The organism is Pseudomonas sp. BNK-15, assembly GCF_047456105.1.
Taxonomy (GTDB): domain Bacteria; phylum Pseudomonadota; class Gammaproteobacteria; order Pseudomonadales; family Pseudomonadaceae; genus Aquipseudomonas; species Aquipseudomonas putida_E.
On sequence record NZ_CP179898.1, the window covers coordinates 21,316 to 37,829 of the forward strand.

Here is a 16,514-nt window from a genome sequence, read left to right on the forward strand (position 1 = left end):
TTGCCCAAATGGCGGGTTTAGGCACATTCCCCAACCGGGAAGCGTAATGCCCTACAACTATTCCGTCAGAAAAGATGCGATAGATAACGCCAGGCCCTTCGGCAGAACGGGCTCTGCAATCCATCAGCGCATTACTGGGAAAGAAATATGCACGAAAACACAGAAACACGTCGAGAGGCAAAGCGCATTTATTCTCGCTCCATACCGCGTTACGTCGTCATACCTGCCGGCATCGAGTTCTTCCACGTCACTGAAAGCGCTACCGGCAGAGTAAAGGGGTTTCGACGTCGTCACCATGAAGCCTGCGAACTGGCCCGTAGCCTCGAAAACTGAACCACAGTCAGGCAGCGCGGCCTTTCTCCAGCTGTTTAAGCCAGGCCGCCTGACACTCCAGCGCCTCACCACGTGTTGCATACGCAGTGCCGCGACGCTCGCCATTCACCAGCACCACCCAACATACTCGGCGGCCCAGCGCCTGCAGGGTAGCGGGCACACCTGAGCCAATCATCACGGCCACATCGACTCGGCTATTCATCATTCCCTCCGGAATTTACTTAGCAACCTAACGATAGAGCCATGATACGCCCGCCAACACGCCGGAGAAAGCCAACATTGGTACAGCAGTATTGCGCCAGCAGCAACAAAGTGGCCGGTACAAGGTAGCAAGCGCAAAAAGCCCCAAGGATCGCTCCGTGGGGCCTGGCACACAACGCTCGGTCAGATCTGGCGCTGGTGGCGATCGAGCTGCTCGTGGCGCTCCTGGGCTTCGATGCAGTACTTGGTGGTCGGGCTGATCAGCAGGCGCTGCAGGCCGATCGGCTCACCACTGTCGTCACACCAGCCGAAGCTTTCGTCAGCGATACGGCCCAAGGCCATTTCCAACTGCGGTAGCAGGCGCTGGTCACGCTCGATGGCATTTACCAGCCAGTGACGTTCTTCTTCGACCGAGGCCACGTCGGCAGGATCCGACGGGGTATCCAGGCTTTCGATAGTGGCACGGCTCAGCTCGATGCGTTCATGGGTTTCTACTTTCATCGCCTGCAACAGGCCAGTGAAGAAGGCCAGTTGTTCAGCGTTCATGTAGTCATCGGCCGACATGGCCAGCAACTGTTCCTTGGTCATCGATTTCTCTATGAAAAAATGTGCATTTGGGCGATTCGTGTGTCGCCGACACCTGGGCATCGGCACCAGAATTCTTCAAGCGCCAATCGGCACTCTTTTGCAGGGGGCGGCAGTCTAAGGCCCCTCGTCGCAAGGGGCAACACCAATGACGGGGTAATTGAGCGAAATGACGTGGTTTGCGCCTGACGGGGGCGGTTTGCCGATTCGCGGTACTGCTGGCAGTACATCTGTATAGCCCCGACCCATCCCTCAGACGGTTTCATGGCGCCCTTCTCACACAAAGATCCCAGCCATGACGCCCTCTATCAGACTCCCACGCAGCCCCACATTGCCTTGCGCCGTTGCCGACAGGTTCGCAAGCCGCCCCACTCTGTTCGAAGTGGCTGCACGACTGTTGGTCGAGCACTGGCATGACTATGGCCTGGATACCCGCCTCGACCCATTGTCCCTGCAATTGGCCAGTTTCGGGCAGGTGGAGGATACAGCCTACATACGCCCTTTGTACCAGGTGCTGGTAGAGCGCTATTGCCGGCGCGAAACACTCAACCTGACTGCAAAGCAGGACGTACTCTGTCGCAACCATATGGTCGACCCGTCTCACCCCGTTCCGGTTGACCTACATGCGCTCGAAAAGCTCTTGAACGACTGCGGGCCCATCCTACTGGATACCTACCGCAGCGCGATCATTGACTACTGGTGCGACGCAGACAACCAAGGGGAAACCCCTTGGTTGTGGCTCGCCCGGCACCTGCAGGGGCTGCTGCGCAGTGCCGCCGAACAAGCCAGCGCCGAGGACCGGCTGGTCGCTGCAGAACCAGCACTCAAGTCCTTGTCCAAAGGAGCGGCCGGGCCTGCCGACCTGCTCACCCTTTCCAGCAGCCAAGGCATTTCCATCAAGACACTGGCATGCAACTTTTCCGCCGACTGGCAGCAAGACCCCTTCCTCGCCAGCGCTCTGCTGATCGAACGTGCCGAGGCACCTGGCCAACAGCCCTTTACCCTGTTGTTTACCCCAGTGGGGCGGCTACTGTCGTTTTCTTCGCGCGCACAGTTGCTGGAGGGCATCGCTCGGCACTGGCCAACAGTCTTGGCCAAGTCGCCGCCAACCGTGCACCTGGGCACTCCCGAGGGGCAGTTGTTCCACGCCCAAGCCGCAAACCTGCTGCAGCAACAACTGGAAGGCATGGACCTGGCCGCCTCTGCCTTCAATGACCAAAGCAGCGCGCAGCAGCTTGCCGACGCCCTGGATCGCCTCACCTCCATGGCGCATATATGCAGCATCAAAGACCAGGCCCGCCAGGAAGCGCTAGCCAACCAGTTGCCACGCTGGATACAGAATGCAGCGCCCCTGGCCTTGATCGTTTATAGCTCGATGCTTAGGGATGTCGCTCGTAACACCTTCCAGGCCGAGGGCAGGACTTGGTTGAGCGGCGTGCCAAACGCACAGGCGTTTGCCTGCGAGCGCCTGGCCGAACTGATCCGCCGTGATCACCCGGAGTCCACCTTGGTTCCAGCAGCTGTGCGCGTGATCAATCATCAGGTTACCTCGACCGGGATCCCGCTTCCTGGCGAAATATCCAACGGTGGGGCCATCAAACCTGTCAGCTTTACCCTGGCACAGCTGGCCATCGCCAATCTAGGGCTGCTCCGACCTGGCGAAGTCACATTGGAAACCACAGACGGTCAAGCCATACCTGGCTGGCTCGACACGCTGGCACTGCGCGCCCTGATAACCGAGGCGGACATTGGTGCCACCTACCCTGCGCGGTTACGCGCGCTGCTGCTCGATGACGTGAAGACGCGCGCCAGCCGCGAAAGACTGTTCGCAAAACAGCTGAGCACACAACTGCCAACAAAGATCATGAGCAGTTACCTTGAGCATGGTCGGCCCACGCCGACGGCAGTGCTGGCAACGGAGCAGGTCTTCGCGCCCCTGCCCAACGAGCACAGCACGTGGGTATTGCGGCCCTTGGGTCTGCTGCGAACGATGGACGCGGCCGCCGATCATCCGCTCAACACCTGGCTCATCGAGGATGACTCCCTGAAATGCACACGTTGCCTGCTGTACCGCCCCCTGCACAGCGAGCCAGTAGTGGAATACGCCGACCGCACCGCATTACTGGTGGCTATCGGGGAGGCCGGCGAGCTGCAGGATGATGTGCTTCATCGCCTGCCTGAGCTGGACCAGCGCATCTATGCCCACGGTGGCTTCAGGGAACCACACCTGTTCCACCCTCTGGACGATGACTGGGCGGTACCGTGGGGCAAGCCAGCACCCGTTACCTTGTCGCGCGAAGCCGCCATAGCCAATCCTGCGCGTGTCATTTACCAGGCCTGCGTGCTGGAGACCCTGAGCAACTTCAAGGCGCAATCGGCAAGCAGCGCGCAATCCCGCTGGCAGCGCTGGGAGGAACTGGGCTGGTTGCTGCTCAACACCGTATTACCGTTTGTCGAAGGGCCGCTGGCCGAAGCAGCCTGGCTGGCTCAGATGGAAACTGCATTCGCTCGCCTGTTTGTTGCCAGTGATCAAGCCGGGGCAGATAACCACACGGGCGACTGGATCCAACTGTTGGTCAATGTTGCTTTTCTGATCTTCACCCATACCATGAAGCGGCAGGAACTGGATCACCCGCTGGACGCACTTCATGCGCCTGGCCAACCTGATGTATCAGTATCGGCTCCTGTGGTGCTTACCCGCCCGACTCCGGCACAACTCGACTTCAGTTGGGCTCAGCCCACGCTCAGGCTTGACAACAACCAGGCCCGAGCGCTTGCCGCCCTGCGTTCAGATGTATCACCAACGGCGCTCGGCTCGCCGACTCCGAGTGGACCGATGCGTGGCTTGTACGTGCATGGCGGTCACCTCCTGGTGCAGATCGAGGCCGCGGTGTTCAAGGTTCAGTTGGACACGACGCTTGACCAGTTGCGTATTGTTGGCGGCGAGAAGGATGAGAAACCAGGACCATTGCTAAGACGCGACGAGGCGGGGCGCTGGCAACTGGACCTGCGCCTGCGTCTGCGTGGCGGCATGCCGCCTTCCAAGCGGATCGCCCAGCTTCGGGAAGCGCGTAAACAGAAGACTCAGGAGATGATCGAACGCGTGGCGAACGACTCTAAGAGCATCGCAGACCAATTGCCTTATCTGGACAAATTGCGCGATCTGGCAAAGCGTTCAGATGAACGGAGGGTGCTACAAAACTGCCTCGCCAAATTGCAGGCCTTTGAAACGTTGGTAAATGAACATATTCAGCGCTTTGAGCAACTGAATGAACTGGCGCCTGTGGCCGACTACAAGTCCAAGCGCGCCGGCACGCTCTATCATCACCTCAATTGCCAACTGCAAGTCAGTGATGTGCTAATGCGCCTATACAAACCCGAGCGAGCTCATCTGTTGGACATGATCGAGCACAAAAGCAAGGAGACACCGCAGGACCAGGCCATTCTTGCAACGCGGCTGGGTAACTTGGCACCACTGATCGATAGCCTGTTCGACAACGCCACCGCGTTCAATCTGACCCTGGAACAGCTACGGCAGCTGGCCAGCCCTTCGCTAACCAGTGCAATGAAGATGGTGGAAAAACTGCAGCAGTTGAAGCAAACCCCGCAAGGCAGATCGTCGCCCTTGCACTGGCGCCTGATGCGCATCGAAAACTGTATCAACCGCTTGGCGCTGGAGCCACTGGACGATGCGGGCCAATACTGGCTCAACCGTACATGGGGCAACCTGGAGTTGGCCATCGGCCAGCAGTTGCAGTTGAACAAACGGATCAACGCCAGTGACGAAGCCAAGCGTCGCTTGCTGGAAAATATCGTACAGCATCTGCAAAGTGCCAAACGCCAGGGGCTGAACCTGCAAAGTCAGTTCGACGAGCCTGCGATCCCCCCGGCCTTGATTACTTTACGTAGTGATATCAGGGAGTTGACCACAAACACGGTCAGCGAGCTCGCAGAATACCCCGAGCTGCCCCAAAGTAGCTCCGTAAGGCAGCTCAGCCAGCATTTGCCCGGCCTTATCGAAACCCGCGATGATGGGTTGCTGCTGGGCCAACCGCGTACCGACGACAACACCATCATCGATATTCCTGGCAGCGATGACGGCGCGGTTGTACGCAGTTACAAGCGAGAGAATGAGCAATGGCTGCCTACTCCTGCAGAGCAGCACAGGCCGGGGCCTCAGCCCCCCAGGAAGCTCAAAACACTGTTCAAGGAAAGCAACAAGCGCCTGGCCAGCGCCAGAAAGAGCCTGGCCGTCATGCAAGGCATCAGGGCCGACACCTGCCTGCCAGTGGAGATCGAGGAGATACTACTGCAGCATCGCGATGAACTTGACCGTCAACGCGCGGCGATCGAGCTGCGCTTGACCCGCGACAACCAGACTGACGAAAGCACTCACGGTGAAGATGCCGCACTGATCATAAAAGACATCGAAGACGTGTCGGCTACGCTGACGAAGCAGGCGGTCGAGCAGCGAACACGTGTAGCGCTTTTGCAAAAGCCACGGATGGGTGAGCTAAGCTTTTTGCTCGAACATCATCAGGTACTAATCCGTAGCACTGGACCTAGGCGGCAACTGGCAAAGGTTGCAGGGCGGCCTGCTGATTACCTGCAAGAATACGCCATCAGCCATGATGGCACTGACCTCTGGTTCGCACATTTCCATTATCCGGACATTGATGCGGAGCGAACCGCCTACACCGCCGGGCATCTGAAAGCGGCAGAACAGCGCTATGCACAGGGCCGCCTCATAAAGGACGCGTCCGGGCCTGCGGTCGAGGTGTACCGCAGCCCGATCGACCTGGCTGCGGCCAAGCAGTACTTCTTCAACCATTAGCCGTGATCTCCGGCAGGGGCAGTTTCGCTGCACCTGCCGGCACTGGTCAGCAGTCCTTGAACTGCGCATCACGCTTGGCAATGAAGGCAGACATACCTTCCTTCTGGTCTTGAGTTGCAAACGCCGCATGAAACACCCGACGTTCGAAGCGCACGCCTTCACTGAGAGTGACTTCAAAGGCCCGGTTGACGCTTTCCTTGACCATCATGCTCACCGGGATCGACTTGCCAGCAATGGTGGCAGCCACCTTCAATGCCTCCTCGACCAGTTCGGCCTGTGGCACCACGCGCGCAACCAGGCCTGCACGCTCCGCCTCCTCAGCCCCCATCAGACGCCCCGTCAGGCACAGTTCCATGGCCTTGGCCTTGCCCACGGCCCGGGTAAGGCGCTGGGTACCACCCATGCCCGGCAGTACGCCCAGATTGATTTCCGGCTGCCCGAACTTTGCGTTGTCGGCCGCCAGAATGAAGTCGCACATCATCGCCAGCTCACAACCACCGCCCAACGCAAAACCCGATACCGCAGCGATGATCGGCTTGCGGCGATTGGCAATACGATCGGCATCACTGAACAGGTCATCGACGTAGATCTGCGGGTATTTGAGCTCGGCCATTTCCTTGATATCGGCACCGGCGGCAAAGGCTTTGGCAGAACCGGTCAGCACCACGCAGCCGATATTCGGGTCACGCTCGAGCTGGTCCAGGGCCTGGTTGATCTCACTGACGATCTGCGCGTTGAGCGCATTGAGCGCCTGGGGCCGGTTAAGGGTAATCAGGCCTACCTTGCCGTGGATATCCAACAGGATGGTTTCGAATGCCATGCAGACTGCTCCTTCAAAGATTGCGCGCAATGACCATGCGCTGAATGTCGCTGGTGCCTTCGTAGATCTGGCAAACCCGCACGTCGCGGTAGATCCGCTCCAGCGGGAAGTCACTCAGATAGCCATAACCGCCTAATGTCTGCAAGGCATCCGAACAGACCTTTTCGGCCATTTCCGAGGCGAACAGCTTGGCCATCGACGCTTCCACCAGCGCAGGGCGCCCGGCATCGCGCAATGCTGCGGCGTGCAGCACCATCTGCCGTGCCACGGCGATTTTGGTAGCCATGTCCGCCAAGCGGAAGGCTACCGCCTGGTGCTCGATCAAGGGTTTACCGAAACTGCAACGTTCCTTGGCGTAGTCACGGGCCACTTCGAACGCAGCACGGGCCATGCCCACCGACTGCGAGGCAATGCCGATACGCCCGCCCTCAAGGTTGGCCAGGGCGATCTTGTAACCCTGCCCCTCCTCGCCCAGACGATTGGCAACTGGAACGCGCACATTGTCGAAAACGATCTGGCAGGTGTCGGATGCGTGCTGGCCGAGCTTGTCTTCGACCCGCGCCACCTGGTAACCCGGTAAGTCGGTGGGCACGATGAAGGCGCTGATACCACGCTTGCCTGCCTCTGGGTCGGTGACAGCGAAAACGATCACCACACCGGCGTTCTGCCCGGAGGTAATGAACTGTTTGCTGCCGTTGAGCACATAGTGGTCGCCATCCAGCCGCGCACGGGTTTTCAGGCTGCTGGCATCGGAACCGGCCTGGGGCTCGGTGAGGGCGAAGGCACCGATCATCGACCCGCTGGCCAGCGGTGCAAGGTACTGCTGCTTTTGCAGCTCGCTGCCGAACTTGAGGATGGGCACGCACCCTACCGAATTGTGCACACTCATGATGGTCGAGCAGGCGCCATCGCCAGCAGCGATTTCTTCCAGGGCCATGGCATAGGCCACGTAGCCGGTGTCACTGCCACCATACTGCTCGGGTACCAGCATGCCGAACAGGCCGAGTTCGGCCATCTCCTGGATCGCTTCCCAGGGGAAGCGGTGTTCCTTGTCCCATTGTTCGGCAAAAGGCTTGAGGCGTTCCTGGGCAAAAGCCCGGACCGCATCGACGATCTGTTGTTGCTCGTCAGTTACCAACATGGTTCACCTCAATACAGACATTCGACAGCCATGGCCGTGGCCTCGCCACCGCCGATGCAGATGGCCGCAACGCCGCGGCGTAGGTTGTTCTGGCGAAGGGCCGACAGCAGGGTTACCAGGATCCGCGCGCCCGACGCGCCGATCGGGTGCCCCAGGGCGCAGGCACCGCCATGAATGTTGACCTTCTCGTGAGGCAGGTCGAGTTGCTTCATGGCGGCCAAGGTGACCACGGCAAAGGCTTCGTTGATCTCGAACAGGTCGACCTCGGCCAGATTCCAGCCAGTGCGCTTCATCAGTTTGTCGATAGCGCCGATAGGCGCCGTGGGGAACAGTGCCGGCGCGTCGGCGAAGGCAGCGTGCCCATGGATCACAGCCAAGGGCGTCAAGCCGCGCTGCTGCGCCTGGGAGCGGCGCATGAGCACCAGTGCCGCAGCGCCGTCGGAGATTGAACTGGCGTTGGCGGCAGTTACGGTGCCGCCCTCACGGAACGCCGGCTTGAGTTGAGGGATCTTGTCCAGGCGCGCCTTGGGAGGCTGCTCGTCGTCCTTGACCAGGCGCTGTTCCTTGCCTTCGCTGACCTGTACCGGAACGATCTCGGCGCTGAAGCGGCCTTTGCTGATCGCCTCTTGGGCGCGGGTCAACGAGGCGATGGCGAACTGGTCCTGGGCTTGGCGGCTGAACCCGCCGGCCTGGGCGCAGTCCTCGGCAAAGGTGCCCATCAGGCGGCCCTTGTCGTAGGCATCTTCCAAGCCGTCCATGAACATGTGGTCGATGATCCTGCCGTGGCCCATGCGGTAGCCGCCACGGGCTTTGTCCAGCAGGTAGGGCGCGTTGGACATGCTCTCCATTCCGCCCGCCACGACTACATCGGCAGTGCCGGCCAGTAGCAGGTCATGCGCCATGATCGCGGCCTGCATGCCAGAGCCGCACATCTTGTTGAGGGTCGTGCACGTGGTGTGCTTGCCCAGGCCGGCGCCCAGCGCAGCCTGGCGCGCGGGGGCCTGGCCCAGGCCTGCCGGCAACACACAGCCGAACAGCACCTGCTCGACACTGGCGGCATCCAGCCCGGCACGCTCGACCGCAGCGCGAATCGCTGCAGCGCCCAATTGCGGCGCGGTAAGGCTTTTCAGGTCGCCTTGCAGGCCGCCCATGGGCGTGCGCACGGCGCTGACGATGACAATCGGATCATTGGCGAGGGTCATTAGGGTCTCTCCTTACTTGGCAGCCATGCGCAGCGCACCGTCGAGGCGGATCACCTCGCCGTTGAGCATGCTGTTCTCGATGATGTGGCGGGCCAGCGCCGCGTATTCGCCTGGCCGCCCCAGGCGCGGCGGGAACGGCACCCCGGCGGCCAGGGAGTCGCGCACTTCCTGGGTCATGCCGGCCATCATCGGGGTTTCGAAAATACCCGGGGCGATGGTCATCACACGAATGCCGTAACGCGCCAGCTCGCGGGCAACCGGCAATGTCAGGCTGGCGATGGCGCCCTTGGAGGCGGCGTAGGCAGCCTGGCCTATCTGACCGTCATAGGCGGCGATCGAGGCGGTATTGATGATCACCCCGCGCTCGCCGCTTTCGTCGGCAACGCCTTCGGCCATCGCAGCAGCGGCCAGGCGCAGCAGGTTGAAGCTACCGACCAGATTGACGTTGATGACCTTGGCGAAACTGGCCAGGCCGTGTGGCCCTTGTTTGCCCAGCACTTTTTCGGCACCGACGATGCCCGCACAATTGACCAGCCCGTGCAGGCTGCCAAAAGCCGTTACAGCGGCATCGACGGCGGCCTGGGCCGCTTGCTCGTCGCTGATGTCGGCGACCGCAAAGCGGGCGTTGTCACCCAGCTCGCGGGCCTTGGCCTCGACGGCCTGGGCATTGAGGTCAACCAACATGACCTTGGCGCCGGCCTCGACCAGCATCTGCGCGGTGGCAGCCCCCAGCCCGGAAGCTGCGCCGCTGACGATAAAGTGTTTGTTGGCGATGTGCATGATCGGGTTCCTTTCAGGCGCGGGCAGGGGTGGCCTGTTGCGCTTGTTGTTTGGCAACTTCCTGATTGCGCAGGATGAAGCGTTGCAGCTTGCCGCTCGGGGTCTTGGGCAGCTCGCTGACGAATTCGATTTCCCTGGGATAGGCGTGGGCATACAACCGCTGGCGAACGTGCTGGCGCAGGGTCTCTTCCAGCTCGACACTACCGTGCACACCGCTGGCCAGCACCACAAAGGCCTTGATCAGTTCGGTGCGCTCCGGGTCCGGTTTGCCGATCACTGCGGCTTCGATCACCGCCGGGTGCTCGATCAGTGCGCTCTCCACATCGAACGGCCCGACGCGGTAGCCAGAGGTGGTGATCACGTCGTCGCTGCGGCCGACGAAGCTGATGCTGCCGTCGGTGTTCAACTCGACGGTATCGCCGCTCAGGTAATACTTGCCGACGAAGGCCTTGGTGGGCAGGCCGTGATAGCCACCGAACCAGCAAAGCGGCGACTGCTCCCGATCCACTGCCAGAATGCCAGGCTGCCCGGCGGGCAATTCGGCGCCCTGCTCGTCCAGCACCACGATGCGGTGACCTGGGATGGCGAAGCCGGCAGACCCTGCCCGCACGGGATGCTCAAGGCCGTGGTGGTTGCACAGCACCATGCCCAGCTCGGTCTGCCCGTAGTGGTCATGGATGGTCACGCCCAACTCATCGGCGAACCAGCGGATCACCTCGGGGTTGAGCGGTTCACCGGCACTGCTGACGACCCGCAGGCGGCCCTGGACCGGCGTTGAGAACGCCTTGCCAGCGGCGATCAGCAAGCGATATGCGGTGGGCGAACCTGCCAGGTTGGTGATGCCCAGCTTGTCGATCACCCGCGCGCAGCTTTCGACACTGAACGGGCCATCGTAGAAGGTGGTGGCGTGGCCCAGCGACAACGGCCCGGTGACCGCGTAGTAAAGGCCATAGGCCCACCCTGGGTCGGCCAGGTTCCAAAAGTTGTCTTGTGGCTGCAGGCCAATGGCATCGCGCATGTAGCCCTGGAACGCGACGATCGCGCGTAGCGGCACTTCCAGGGGTTTGGCAGGGCCAGTGGTGCCCGAGGTGAACATCAGCAGGAAGGGATCGTCGCCCGAGCGCATGACTGGCTCGCAATCGGCAGGGGCGGCATCGAGCAGGCGCTGGAAGTCCAGTTCACCCTCCTCAGCGCCGACGATGATCGGCACGGGGCACACGGCCAGATCGTCCAGCTTGGCGCGGTTGCCACGGTCGGTGACCACCACCTTGGCATGCGACTGCTCCAGGCGGTGCTCGATAGCTTTGGGGCCAAAGGCAGTGAACAACGGCTGGTAAACAGCGCCCAGGCGCCAGGTGGCGAGGATGGTCACCAGCAACTCGGGGGTGCGTGGCATCAGCCCTGCTACCCGGTCACCGGCCTGCACGCCTTGGGCCCTCAGGACATTGGCAAAGCGGGACGCCATGGCTTGCATCTGCCCGAATGTGTAGAGCCTGCCATTGCCCTCGCGGTCCTCGTAGACCAGGGCGATACCACCTTGGGCCACATGGCGGTCACAGCATTCGACGCAGGCATTGAGGGCTGCAAGACTGCCGTGCAGGCCCATTGCGGCCTCGGCATGATTGAATGAAAGGACGGCGTCGCCATACTCGCGCATCGTCAGACTCCTGGGTTCTTATTGTTGGAGTGCACCATTGGTCTGACGATGTTCGCGCCGCCTGCCTACCTGGGCAATGGCCAAAGCTGTCAATCTGAATGAGCGTTTTGGCCGCGTGGCTTCTCAGCCTTCGCGATGCGCCAAGCGCCCGCCGGAGCATTGCTGGTGCAGGGCCGGTTTACACCTGCAGGAAGACACTGCGGTAATGCCCCGGATTGCACCCGAACCATTTGCGAAACGCCTTGTAGAACGAACTGCTGTCGGCAAAGCCCAGCCTCTCGGCGATTTCGCCAAGCCCAAGCTGCGGCTGCGCCAGCCAGGCAATCGCCAACTCGCGGCGAATACTGTCTTTGAGCGCCTGGTAGTTTTGGCCCTCCTCGCTCAACCGGCGCCGCAAGGTTGACGCCGACATGCACAACGTTGCCGCCAGTTGCTCGGCAGCAGGCCACTGGCTGGGGGTTTGCTGGCTCAGCGTCTGGCGGATACGACGGGCCAGGCTGTTAGGGTCGCGATACTTCACCAGGATGTTGCCAGGTGCCTCTGCCAAAAAACGCTGAAGCTCGTCCTCGCTGCGGCGCATCGGCATGTCAAGGCAGTCCCCGGCGATGATCATGCGGGTCAAGGGGCGTTCGAACTGCAGGTTTTCCGAGAACATCACCCGGTAGTCATCACAGAAAGGCGGCTCGGCGCACCGCAAGTCAATCGCAAGGATCGGAATACGCCGCCCTGCCAACCAGCAGGCGACGCCGTGGACGATCATCCAGAAGGTGAAATAGGTGAACGCACGCCGAGGCTGAGCATTGGGTTCAACGATGACGATTTCGGCCAGGCTTTTCTGGCGCACCAGTACCGGTTGCAGGTCCTGCAGCATCAGCGAAAGAAACGCCAACGCCGTTTCCACGCCAGCCTGCAGGGTGGGCTGGGCCATGCTCGCCCGACACAGGAATGCCAGGCTTCCGGTACGCAGCCCACGCGGGTCCATGGCGAAGAATTCATCGTTGCAGCGTTGCGCCAGCAAGCGCCAAAGCCGGGAGTAGGCCTCGGCGCTGACGCGCGCATCAGCCTGGTCGAGTTGACCGATGTCGATGCCGGCCTGCGCCAGCAGGCCGGCATCCGGCTCACCCGCCGGGCAGGTCTGCAACAGGGCTTCGCGCACCAGTTGCATGGAGATGGTGTCTTTCTCGCTCATCGGCCCTCCTGGCTGTTGCGTGCCGCCCATGTTAGGCCCGCATGGAAAAAACACCAGCCTTGGATTACAGGCTGGCAGCCAGGGCCAGGAACGCCTGAATCAGCCGCAGCTCGCGGCGCCGCTCCAGGCACCCCACCAGGTGCTGGTTGCGCAAACCGTGCCCGGCCAGCGGCCGCGCCACCACACGCGGGTCATTGGCCACCTCGGTCGAGGAAACGACACCAATCCCCAGCTCCGACGCCACTGCCTCGGTGACTGCCTCACGGCTGTCCAGCTCCAGCAGCACCCTGGGCCTGACCGACGCCTGGTCACACGCCTTGTCGAAGGTACGCCGGGTGGTCGAACTGGGTTCGCGCAGCACCATGATCTGCTCATGCAAAGCAGCCAGTGGCAAGTCACCCTGCCCGCTGGCCCAGGCATGGCCTGCCGGCAGCAGTGCGCACAAACGCGACTCGCAGAGGTTTTGCAAGTAAAGGCCCTTGCGCGGTTCGATTTCGGTCAATACGGCCACGTCGGCATGCTCTGACAACAAGGCGGCCAAGGTCTCCTGGGCATTGCCCAGGCGCAGGTTGACGGTGATCCCCGGGTAGCGTTCACGCAATAGCGCCAGCATCGGCATGACCCGGTGCGGCCCATCTGCGGCCACCTCCAGGCGGCCGGTGAGCAGTTGGCGATTGGCCTCGAGCATCGCCTGCGCCTCTTCGGCCAGGCCGAACATCGCCCGGGTGATGGCAGCCAGGCGGGTACCCTCCTCGGTCAGCTCGACCCGCCGCGCCGTGCGCCGTAACAGGGTGATCTGGTAGTGCTCTTCCAGCGCCTTGACGTGCCCGGTCACCGCCGGCTGGCTGATGAACAGGCGCGCAGCGGCACGGGTGAAACTGCCCTCACGGGCGACGGCGTCGAAAGCGCGAAGCTGGAACAGGTTCATATTTATCGGCCTGACTTATGGCTGGCATAACAACAAACAATTTGATTGATAGCTTAGTCAATTGCAACCTAGCCCCCGTAGTTTCAGCGCCAGCTTTTTCGGCTGACCACCTGCAGCTTGTGAGGAACCACGCAATGAGCAACGCCCCGATCCTGCTGACCCCCGGCCCACTGACCACCTCCCTGCGCACCCGACAAGCCATGCTAATGGACTGGGGCTCCTGGGACCGTGATTTCAACCAACTGACCGCCAGCGTCTGCGAGCAACTGCTGGGGATCGTCGACGGCAGCGCCAGCCACCACTGCGTTCCCCTGCAAGGCAGCGGCACCTTCGCCGTGGAGGCCGCCATCGGCACCCTGGTACCGCGCGATGGCAAGGTACTGGTGCTGATCAACGGCGCTTACGGCCAGCGCCTGGCGAAAATCTGCAAAGTGCTGGGGCGCAACTTCAGCACCTTCGAAACCGCCGAGGACCAGCCGACCACCGCTGCCGACGTCGACCGCCTGCTGGCGGCGGACCCCAGCGTGACCCACGTGGCGCTGATCCACTGCGAAACCAGCACCGGCATCCTCAACCCGCTGCACGAGATCGCTCAGGTGATCAAGCGCCACGGCAAGCGCCTGATCATCGATGCCATGAGCTCGTTCGGCGCCCTGCCGATCGACGCCCGCGAAATCCCCTTCGAGGCACTGATCGCCGCGTCCGGCAAATGCCTGGAAGGCGTCCCCGGGATGGGCTTCGTTTTCGCCGAGAAAACCGCACTGGCAGCCGCCGAGGGCAATGCCCACTCGCTGGCCATGGACCTGCACGACCAGCACGCCTACATGGCCAAAACCGGCCAATGGCGCTTCACCCCGCCCACCCATGTGGTTGCTGCCCTGCACGAGGCGCTGCAGCAGTACGCCGAAGAAGGTGGCCTGCCGGCGCGCCACCAGCGCTACGCCGACAACTGCAAGACCCTGCTCGACGGCATGGCCGCCATCGGCCTGCGCAGCTTCCTGCCAGCCGACATCCAGGCGCCGATCATCGTCACCTTCCACGCCCCGAATAACGCCCGTTACCAGTTCAAGGACTTCTACGAACGGGTCAAGGCCAAGGGCTTCATCCTCTACCCCGGCAAGTTGACCCAGGTCGAGACCTTCCGCGTCGGCTGCATCGGCGTGGTCGGGCCGGACGGCATGCAAGCCGCTGTGAATGCCGTGGCCGACGTGCTGCGGGAAATGGAAGTACTGGACATCTGACCCTCTGCCCATCCGATTTCAGGAAATAGCGCACATGAACTACAGCAACCCCACCCAGCTGCAAGCCGCCATCCTCGACTGGGCCGGCACCGTGGTCGACTTCGGCTCTTTCGCCCCGACCCAGATCTTCGTCGAAGCCTTCGCCGAGTTCGACGTCCAGGTTTCCATCGAAGAAGCCCGCGGCCCGATGGGCATGGGCAAGTGGGACCATATTCGCACCCTATGTGACGTGCCGGAAATTGCCGAACGCTATCGCAACGTGTTCGGCCGCACGCCGACCGACGAGGACGTCACTGCCATCTATAACCGCTTCATGCCGCTGCAGATCGAGAAGATCGCCGTGCATTCGGCGCTGATTCCCGGTGCTCTGGACACCCTCACCGGCTTGCGCCGGGACGGCCTGAAAATCGGCTCATGCTCGGGCTACCCGAAAGTGGTGATGGACAAGGTGGTGGAGCTGGCGGCCCAGAACGGCTATGTCGCCGATCATGTGGTGGCCACCGACGAAACCCCGAACGGCCGCCCGTGGCCGGCACAGGCACTGGCCAACGTGATCGCCCTGGGCATCGACGACGTGGCGGCCTGCGTCAAGGTCGACGACACCGTGCCGGGCATCCTCGAAGGCCGCCGTGCCGGCATGTGGACCGTGGCTCTGGTGTGCTCGGGCAACGCGCTCGGGCTGACCTGGGAGGGGTACCAGGCGTTGAGCGCTGAGAAGCTGGAGAGTGAGCGCAAGCGCATTCATGCGCTGTTCGCAGGGTCACGCCCGCACTACCTGATCGACACCATCAATGAACTGCCCGAGGTGGTCGCCGATATCAACCGGCGGTTGGCCAAGGGAGAGATGCCGCAGGCGTTCTGACCGATCTGTGTTGCAGCTTTCGCCGGCAAGCCGGCTTCCACAGCTACCCCGCCGTTTTCACGAACGGTGGGGTAGCTGTGGGGCCGGCTTACCGACGACAAGGCCGGCTCAAACCGCCCGGTTCAGCTTCACCCAGGAGGCAAACTTGTCGATGAAACCCTGCAGAAACGGCCGGGTCTTGTCATTGAGCTTGCCACTGTCCTCGAAAAGGCTAGCCGCCCCACCGATATAAGCTTCGGGCATCTGCATGCACGGCATGTCGAGAAACACCAGCGACTGGCGCACGGCATGGTTGGCCCCAAACCCGCCAATGGCACCGGGCGAGACGCTCACCACCGCCGTAGGTTTGCCACCCCAGGCGCTTTGCCCATAGGGACGTGAGCCCACATCGATGGCATTTTTCAGGCAGCCCGGTACAGAGCGGTTGTACTCCGGGGTGACGAACAGCACCGCGTCGCTGCGCCGGATCTCGTCGCGAAAGCGCCTCCACGGCTCGGGCACACCCGCAGCCTCGACATCCTCGTTGTACAGTGGCAGATCGCCGATTTCGACGATTTTCAAGGCAAGACTGGACGGTGCCAGCTCTGAAAGGGCACGGGCCACCTTGCGGTTGTACGAATCCTTGCGCAAGCTGCCGACGACGACCGCTACCGAATACACCTGGCTCATGGCGATTTCCAACCTTTGCTGGGTTAAGAGACGTTGTAGTTATAGATGACCATTGCTCGGCGCTTAGGTTTT

At 61.8% G+C, this 16,514-nt stretch carries 14 protein-coding genes; 4 read left to right on the top strand and 10 right to left on the bottom strand.

The window, feature by feature from the left end; translation table 11 throughout:
- Positions 1-147: 147 nt before the first annotated feature.
- Positions 148-333 (top strand): hypothetical protein, encoded by a 186-nt coding sequence (locus ACMGF5_RS00120; RefSeq protein ID WP_080952080.1) that lies wholly within the window; start codon positions 148-150, stop codon positions 331-333.
- Positions 334-340: 7 nt separating this feature from the next.
- On the opposite strand, the gene ACMGF5_RS00125 is transcribed toward ACMGF5_RS00120, so the two are convergent.
- Both ACMGF5_RS00125 and ACMGF5_RS00130 read right to left on the bottom strand, forming a co-directional pair.
- Positions 341-535, bottom strand: coding sequence for a hypothetical protein (locus tag ACMGF5_RS00125; protein WP_046785199.1), 195 nt, complete (start codon positions 533-535; stop codon positions 341-343).
- Between the two features lie 182 nt (positions 536-717).
- Positions 718-1,122, bottom strand: coding sequence for a TraR/DksA family transcriptional regulator (locus ACMGF5_RS00130; protein ID WP_043213866.1), 405 nt, complete (start codon positions 1,120-1,122; stop codon positions 718-720).
- A gap of 1,087 nt (positions 1,123-2,209) precedes the next feature.
- Here ACMGF5_RS00130 and ACMGF5_RS00135 point away from each other — a divergent pair.
- On the top strand, positions 2,210-5,953 hold the full coding sequence (locus ACMGF5_RS00135; protein WP_414157481.1) for a hypothetical protein: 3,744 nt from the start codon (positions 2,210-2,212) through the stop codon (positions 5,951-5,953).
- A 46-nt stretch (positions 5,954-5,999) separates the two neighbouring features.
- On the opposite strand, the gene ACMGF5_RS00140 is transcribed toward ACMGF5_RS00135, so the two are convergent.
- The 7 genes from ACMGF5_RS00140 to ACMGF5_RS00170 form a co-directional block, all read right to left on the bottom strand.
- Entirely contained in the window at positions 6,000-6,773 is a 774-nt protein-coding gene (locus tag ACMGF5_RS00140) for an enoyl-CoA hydratase (protein ID WP_115274315.1), read from the bottom strand.
- 13 nt (positions 6,774-6,786) lie between these two features.
- Entirely contained in the window at positions 6,787-7,914 is a 1,128-nt protein-coding gene (locus ACMGF5_RS00145; RefSeq protein WP_125924904.1) for an acyl-CoA dehydrogenase, read from the bottom strand.
- Positions 7,915-7,922: 8 nt separating this feature from the next.
- Complete coding sequence (locus ACMGF5_RS00150; protein WP_046785204.1) at positions 7,923-9,116, bottom strand: acetyl-CoA C-acyltransferase; 1,194 nt, start codon at positions 9,114-9,116, stop codon at positions 7,923-7,925.
- Positions 9,117-9,128: 12 nt separating this feature from the next.
- Positions 9,129-9,896: an SDR family NAD(P)-dependent oxidoreductase gene (locus tag ACMGF5_RS00155; RefSeq protein WP_115274312.1), complete on the bottom strand. Its 768-nt coding sequence runs from the start codon at positions 9,894-9,896 to the stop codon at positions 9,129-9,131.
- A 13-nt stretch (positions 9,897-9,909) separates the two neighbouring features.
- On the bottom strand, positions 9,910-11,553 hold the full coding sequence (locus ACMGF5_RS00160; RefSeq protein WP_115274311.1) for an AMP-binding protein: 1,644 nt from the start codon (positions 11,551-11,553) through the stop codon (positions 9,910-9,912).
- Between the two features lie 178 nt (positions 11,554-11,731).
- Positions 11,732-12,742, bottom strand: coding sequence for an AraC family transcriptional regulator (locus ACMGF5_RS00165; protein WP_115274310.1), 1,011 nt, complete (start codon positions 12,740-12,742; stop codon positions 11,732-11,734).
- A 64-nt stretch (positions 12,743-12,806) separates the two neighbouring features.
- Positions 12,807-13,670 (bottom strand): LysR substrate-binding domain-containing protein, encoded by an 864-nt coding sequence (locus ACMGF5_RS00170; RefSeq protein ID WP_119687466.1) that lies wholly within the window; start codon positions 13,668-13,670, stop codon positions 12,807-12,809.
- Between the two features lie 134 nt (positions 13,671-13,804).
- Between ACMGF5_RS00170 and ACMGF5_RS00175 the strand changes: the two genes are divergently transcribed.
- On the top strand, positions 13,805-14,911 hold the full coding sequence (locus ACMGF5_RS00175; protein ID WP_119687467.1) for a 2-aminoethylphosphonate--pyruvate transaminase: 1,107 nt from the start codon (positions 13,805-13,807) through the stop codon (positions 14,909-14,911).
- Positions 14,912-14,945: 34 nt separating this feature from the next.
- Positions 14,946-15,773 (top strand): phosphonoacetaldehyde hydrolase, encoded by an 828-nt coding sequence (gene phnX / locus ACMGF5_RS00180; protein ID WP_115274307.1) that lies wholly within the window; start codon positions 14,946-14,948, stop codon positions 15,771-15,773.
- Positions 15,774-15,881: 108 nt separating this feature from the next.
- Here phnX and ACMGF5_RS00185 read toward each other — a convergent pair whose 3' ends face one another.
- Positions 15,882-16,442 (bottom strand): NADPH-dependent FMN reductase, encoded by a 561-nt coding sequence (locus tag ACMGF5_RS00185; RefSeq protein WP_046785211.1) that lies wholly within the window; start codon positions 16,440-16,442, stop codon positions 15,882-15,884.
- Positions 16,443-16,514 lie beyond the last annotated feature (72 nt).

Excerpts from the sequence above, each read along its gene's own strand:
- ACMGF5_RS00120 (WP_080952080.1), top strand. The coding sequence starts at position 148 with ATGCACGAAAACACAGAAACACGTCGAGAGGCAAAGCGCATTTATTCT.
- ACMGF5_RS00125 (WP_046785199.1), bottom strand. The coding sequence starts at position 535 with ATGAATAGCCGAGTCGATGTGGCCGTGATGATTGGCTCAGGTGTGCCC.
- ACMGF5_RS00130 (WP_043213866.1), bottom strand. The coding sequence starts at position 1,122 with ATGACCAAGGAACAGTTGCTGGCCATGTCGGCCGATGACTACATGAAC.
- ACMGF5_RS00140 (WP_115274315.1), bottom strand. The coding sequence starts at position 6,773 with ATGGCATTCGAAACCATCCTGTTGGATATCCACGGCAAGGTAGGCCTG.
- ACMGF5_RS00145 (WP_125924904.1), bottom strand. The coding sequence starts at position 7,914 with ATGTTGGTAACTGACGAGCAACAACAGATCGTCGATGCGGTCCGGGCT.
- ACMGF5_RS00150 (WP_046785204.1), bottom strand. The coding sequence starts at position 9,116 with ATGACCCTCGCCAATGATCCGATTGTCATCGTCAGCGCCGTGCGCACG.
- ACMGF5_RS00155 (WP_115274312.1), bottom strand. The coding sequence starts at position 9,896 with ATGCACATCGCCAACAAACACTTTATCGTCAGCGGCGCAGCTTCCGGG.
- ACMGF5_RS00160 (WP_115274311.1), bottom strand. The coding sequence starts at position 11,553 with ATGCGCGAGTATGGCGACGCCGTCCTTTCATTCAATCATGCCGAGGCC.
- ACMGF5_RS00165 (WP_115274310.1), bottom strand. The coding sequence starts at position 12,742 with ATGAGCGAGAAAGACACCATCTCCATGCAACTGGTGCGCGAAGCCCTG.
- ACMGF5_RS00170 (WP_119687466.1), bottom strand. The coding sequence starts at position 13,670 with ATGAACCTGTTCCAGCTTCGCGCTTTCGACGCCGTCGCCCGTGAGGGC.
- ACMGF5_RS00175 (WP_119687467.1), top strand. The coding sequence starts at position 13,805 with ATGAGCAACGCCCCGATCCTGCTGACCCCCGGCCCACTGACCACCTCC.
- phnX (WP_115274307.1), top strand. The coding sequence starts at position 14,946 with ATGAACTACAGCAACCCCACCCAGCTGCAAGCCGCCATCCTCGACTGG.
- ACMGF5_RS00185 (WP_046785211.1), bottom strand. The coding sequence starts at position 16,442 with ATGAGCCAGGTGTATTCGGTAGCGGTCGTCGTCGGCAGCTTGCGCAAG.